At 64.2% G+C, this 4531-nt stretch carries 6 protein-coding genes; 3 read left to right on the top strand and 3 right to left on the bottom strand.

Going from position 1 to position 4531, the window contains the following annotated elements:
* Positions 1–129: 129 nt before the first annotated feature.
* From FS320_RS38625 to FS320_RS38615, 3 genes are all read right to left on the bottom strand, one after another.
* Positions 130–1023 (bottom strand): alpha/beta fold hydrolase, encoded by an 894-nt coding sequence (locus tag FS320_RS38625; RefSeq protein ID WP_152717622.1) that lies wholly within the window; start codon positions 1021–1023, stop codon positions 130–132.
* Positions 1024–1408: 385 nt separating this feature from the next.
* Entirely contained in the window at positions 1409–1660 is a 252-nt protein-coding gene (locus tag FS320_RS38620) for a hypothetical protein (RefSeq protein ID WP_152717620.1), read from the bottom strand.
* Between the two features lie 21 nt (positions 1661–1681).
* On the bottom strand, positions 1682–2020 hold the full coding sequence (locus FS320_RS38615) for a hypothetical protein (protein WP_152717618.1): 339 nt from the start codon (positions 2018–2020) through the stop codon (positions 1682–1684).
* Positions 2021–2234: 214 nt separating this feature from the next.
* Between FS320_RS38615 and FS320_RS46525 the strand changes: the two genes are divergently transcribed.
* From FS320_RS46525 to FS320_RS38605, 3 genes are read left to right on the top strand one after another with little or no spacing between them, the layout of a single operon-like run.
* Positions 2235–2462, top strand: a complete 228-nt coding sequence (locus FS320_RS46525) for a hypothetical protein (RefSeq protein ID WP_152738999.1) — start codon at positions 2235–2237, stop codon at positions 2460–2462.
* Positions 2425–2805 (top strand): hypothetical protein, encoded by a 381-nt coding sequence (locus FS320_RS38610; protein ID WP_152717616.1) that lies wholly within the window; start codon positions 2425–2427, stop codon positions 2803–2805. The genes FS320_RS46525 and FS320_RS38610 overlap by 38 nt, the downstream gene beginning before the upstream one ends.
* A 41-nt stretch (positions 2806–2846) precedes the next feature.
* Complete coding sequence (locus tag FS320_RS38605) at positions 2847–4439, top strand: response regulator (protein WP_244627659.1); 1593 nt, start codon at positions 2847–2849, stop codon at positions 4437–4439.
* The last annotated feature ends 92 nt before the right edge of the window (positions 4440–4531 follow it).

The following is a 4531-nucleotide window of genomic DNA, read 5'->3' as shown; positions in this document are numbered from 1 at the left end:
CAGAACACGCAGAACCGCGACGGTGAGCGATCGAGACCAAGGTGGGCGGATTAGGTCCGCGATGGCGCCTGGAGTTCCAGGTCTGGCAGCTTTCGGCTGTTGTGGCCGACCAAGCGCCCTGCTGGCGATTCACGATCCTGCGAAGAAGCTCATGAGTTCCTGTGCCGTTCGGTCCGGAATCTCTTCAGGAAAGAAGTGACCGGCTTTAAGAGGTCCGCCGCCGACATCATCGGCCCACAGGCGCCACAAGGCGAGGGGGCCACCCACGTCGGTGTACCACGTGTCCAGTGGCCCGTGACCACTCCAGAGCACGAGCGTTGGGCACTTGATCCGACGTCCGGCTCTGCGGTCCTCCGCATCGTGCTCATGGTCGAGGGTTGCTGCCGCTCGATACTCCTCGCAGATGGCATGCACGTGTGCAGGATCGCGCAGCGCAGCGATATAGGCCGCCCGCACCTCAGGGCTGAAAGCGGTCGAACGTGACCCCCAGCTACCGAGCGCATCGTCGATGATCGCCTCAGGGGCCGCCAAGATGAGCCGTTCCGGAAGCGGCTCAGACTGAGCCAGCAGTGACCACGGCCAGTAGGTGCAGGCAAACCGTTTGTCGGCCCGCTCCCAGACCTCGGCGGTCGGAACGATGTCGAGAACGGCGAGACGTTCCACCCGCCCGGCGTGGTCAAAGGCGAGGCGGTAGGCCACCCGGGCGCCACGATCATGACCCGCCACCGAAAAGGTCTCGAACCCGAGCTTTTCCATCACGACGACTAAGTCCTGCGCGATCGCCCGCTTGGCGTAGGGCGCATGATCCGGACGAGAGACGGGGCAGCCGCTGCGGCCATAACCGCGCAGGTCGGGGCAGATGACTGTAAAGCGGTGGGCGAGCCGGGGCGCCACCTCGCGCCACATCAGATAGGTCTGCGGGAAGCCATGCAGCAGCAGAAGCGGCGGTCCCATTCCCGCCCAGCACACGAAGATGCGCGTGTCGTCGGTTTCGATTGTCTCGGATGTGAACCCAGCCCTCATCTGGTTCAGTCCTTGAAACGTGGCCCGGCTGGATCTTGCTGTCTCTCGCTATCCATCCAAGTTTCTCCCCCTACCGCATCCATCCTTCCAGGCTGCAGATCACCACCATGACGAGGACGGCGCCACCAAGGAGGACGATGTCGTGCCATGAGCCCAGGTCGACCAATGAACTGTCTCCGGTCGTGGATGGATTGGAAGCAGCAACTCTCCTACAGGAAGCCAACCTTTCCTGTTTGCTCGATGCCGTCGCAGACCGCGCGGCGGTTCACTCGTCCCACCTGCCCCGCCTGAGTGCAGGCTATAGGCCGGCGATCCTCATGATGGGCTTTGGAACAGCCCTCAGGCGCGGAAACGTCCCGGTGCGAAGCCTGTTCCGTGGAACGGTTCAGGTCTCGGCGAAGCGAACAAACGCCCGCAGCCCGTCGATCAGCAGGGTCCTCTGATCGGCCGGCGGGCCGGGGCAGGTTGCATCAACAAGGGCCGTCAGCTCCTCACGGCTGGGCCGGTGCTCCCGGATCTCGTTAGCCCACATGACAATCTCCGATGCTGTGCCCGCGCAGGAGGGACACTCGTCGATGATCCCATTGGCGAGTTCGATGATGTGGTCGAGCGGGGCAGCGTCAGGTGCGATCGGCATGGCGGGTTCAGGAGGCGGTTGTCACTTCGGCTCAAAGGTCTGATCCCCGCCTGGGGAACCCGGGGGCGGGATGACCCGCGTCGTGCCGGGGTTCGGCACCGGGGGGCGGACCGACATCTCTGGCGCAATATTGGCCGGCGGACGGATCACCCCATCCGTACGGTCGAGCTTGTCGCTCAGCGGCGCGGTCGAGCGCCCCACCGAGCCGGTGGAGCGGGGATCTTGGGGACCGGTGCTGTCGGATTTGAGGGTTTCGGAAGTCTGAGGCTGCCCCTGCGCCCGCACCGGTTGTCCGATGCCTGCCAGCAGGCCGGCCATGGCAACGCCAGTGACCAAGAGCTTAATCGGAATGAGGCGCATGGGTGGCCTCCCTTAACCTAGGTTAGGTTCTGTTCTCCAACGCCGGCTTGCCAGCGGCCGTTCCGCTCAATGCTCCTGAGCCCAGTGACTCCCCGCCGGATCTGATAACATGGCCATGCTCGGGATCGATGCCGCTTTTCAATGCCATTGCCGAACTGTCCAGCTTTCCCGGAGTAGTCAGGGGATCCACGGTCGGATCGGTTGGAGAAAGTTCATGCAGAAACGCGTGTTCGTGACGGTCCTATGTCTTCTAGCGGGCGCCTGCGCTACACGCCAGCAGTCCACCAGCACGGCCGTTGGCGCGACCGCCGGGGCGGTGGTCGGAGGGCCGGTCGGGGCCGTGGTCGGTGCCGGTGCCGGCGCGGTCGCTGGCGCCCCGGGCGGCGTTGTCGATGAGGTCCAGGGTGACAACCGCCCGCGGCGCGTCGTGCGGCGGCGGTAGCAGCAGCACCATCCTCAAGGAGCCAGTCCCGGCCCGCCCCACGGGCGGGGCCGCCAGCGTTCATCCCTGCTGGGGACCGGCACCACGGTCCTCCAGCCTGCCGGCTTCGGGCCTCGCCCGTCGCGCGGGCGAGGGTGGTCAGTTCAACCGGCTTGTTGAGCCGGATCAGGTCCGGATGCGCGCTCGACGGCATGTCGCCAAAGCCGGCGGCCAATATGATCGGCAGGTCCGGCTTCTGGGCTTTGATGCGCTGGGCCAGAACGCCACGCCCGTCGCCCACCAACAGGCCCAGGTGCGACCACCACGCAAGCTTGGGTCACTAGGCTCAAATCTCGCGCTTTGATAACAAGCCCATCCCTCGCGAGTGGAAGTCAGGCTGAATTCATGCTGGAAGATGAGAGGCAGGTGGTGTCGAACCCAGGCGCACTCCGCCCAGGTTCAGTTCGCCCCTTGTCGGATGTGATCCTTGCCAAGATTTTGGTCGTCGATGACGATCCCAGAAATCTCCTCGCGGTCGAAGAAGTGCTGCGCTCGCCGGGGATCGAGATCGTCACGGCTGATTCCGGCGAGGCGGCCTTGCGACAAGTGTTGCAGGACGACTTCGCCCTTATCCTGCTCGACGTGCAGATGCCGCGGCTCGACGGCTACGAGGTCGCCGGTCTGATCCGAGCCCGGCCGCGCTCGGCGCGGGTGCCGATCCTCTTCCTCACTGCCGTCAACAAGGACGACGTGCATGTCTTCAAGGGGTACTCGGCGGGCGCGGTGGACTACGTGTTCAAGCCGGTCGAGCCGCTGATCCTGAAATCCAAGGTCGAGATCTTCGTCGACCTCTACCGCAAGACAGAAGAGATCCGCCGGCAGAGCGAGGAGGAGCAGCGACTGCTCATGGAGAACCTGCGGGTCCGCAGCGAGAAGCTGAAGGCGGAGCAGGCCCTGCGGCGGCGCGAGGAGCACCAGTCCCTCGTTCTCCAGTCGCTGCCAATCGCGCTCTATACCGCCTCCGTGAGGGAGGACCACCGGCGACTCCATTTCACGAACGAGAGCATCGAGCGGATCACCGGCTTCAGGCCGGAGGCCTTTCTCGAGCGGCCGGATTTCTGGTCGTCCCGGCTCCACCCGGAGGATCACGACCGGGTTCTGGCTCAGCTTCTCGATTTGGCCGAGGACGGCCCCGTCAGCCTGGAGTATCGATGGCGCTGCGCCGATGGGACGGAACGCCATTTCCTCGATCAGACCGTGCTCATGCGCGACGAAGAGGGACGCCCGCGGGAATTCTTCGGTATGTGGTTCGATATCACCGAGCGCAAGCAGATGGAGCAGAACCTGCTCCACGCCAGCAAGCTCGAGGCGATCGGCCGCCTCACAGGCGGCATTGCCCACGACTTCAACAACATGCTGAGCGTCGTCATCGGCAATCTCGACCTCCTGAAGAAATCGATCCAGGGCAATGACAAGGCCGAGCGGCGCGTTCGGATGGCGATGGAGAGCGCACAACATTGTGCCGGCTTGACCTATCGGCTCCTCGCTTTCTCGCGCCGTCAGCCCCTGCAGGTCTCGGCCCTTGACGTGAATGCCCTCCTTCCGGGACTGCTCGATCTGATGCAGCGCACGCTTGGCGAAGGCGTCAAAGTGAGCCTTCGGGCAGAGGAGGGCATCTGGCCGATCCAGGTCGACCGGGCCCAGTTCGAAGCTGCGCTCCTCAACTTGGCGGTCAATGCCCGCGACGCCATGCCGGAGGGTGGCGATCTGACGATTGCCGTCGGGAACCGGGTTCTCGAAGAGGGAAAAGCCGTGGCACCCGGCGAATACGTCCTGATCGCAGTTAGCGATACGGGAACCGGCATGCCTCCAGAGGTGGCGCAGCGTGTCTTCGAGCCCTTCTTCACCACGAAGGAGAGCGGCAAGGGTACGGGCCTCGGGCTCAGCATGGTCTATGGCTTCGTTGGATCCCGCTTCATAATGCCCCCTGGTTCATGAGGTCTGCTCGAAGAGCCCCCGCTGATGGTCTATCACTTTGACGCGTAGACCTTTTTGTCTCCCTTTGGTGACGTGCACTGCTTCGATCTCGC

It is taken from the genome of Microvirga tunisiensis, assembly GCF_009296175.1.
Taxonomy (GTDB): Bacteria; Pseudomonadota; Alphaproteobacteria; order Rhizobiales; family Beijerinckiaceae; genus Microvirga; species Microvirga tunisiensis.
Note: the sequence above shows the minus strand (reverse complement) of the source record. Positions and strands in the feature narration are given on the sequence as shown.

Coding starts and splice junctions, on each gene's coding strand:
- FS320_RS38605 (WP_244627659.1), top strand. CDS start 2,847: ATGCTGGAAGATGAGAGGCAGGTGGTGTCGAACCCAGGCGCACTCCGC.
- FS320_RS38625 (WP_152717622.1), bottom strand. CDS start 1,023: ATGAGGGCTGGGTTCACATCCGAGACAATCGAAACCGACGACACGCGC.
- FS320_RS46525 (WP_152738999.1), top strand. CDS start 2,235: ATGCAGAAACGCGTGTTCGTGACGGTCCTATGTCTTCTAGCGGGCGCC.
- FS320_RS38615 (WP_152717618.1), bottom strand. CDS start 2,020: ATGCGCCTCATTCCGATTAAGCTCTTGGTCACTGGCGTTGCCATGGCC.
- FS320_RS38620 (WP_152717620.1), bottom strand. CDS start 1,660: ATGCCGATCGCACCTGACGCTGCCCCGCTCGACCACATCATCGAACTC.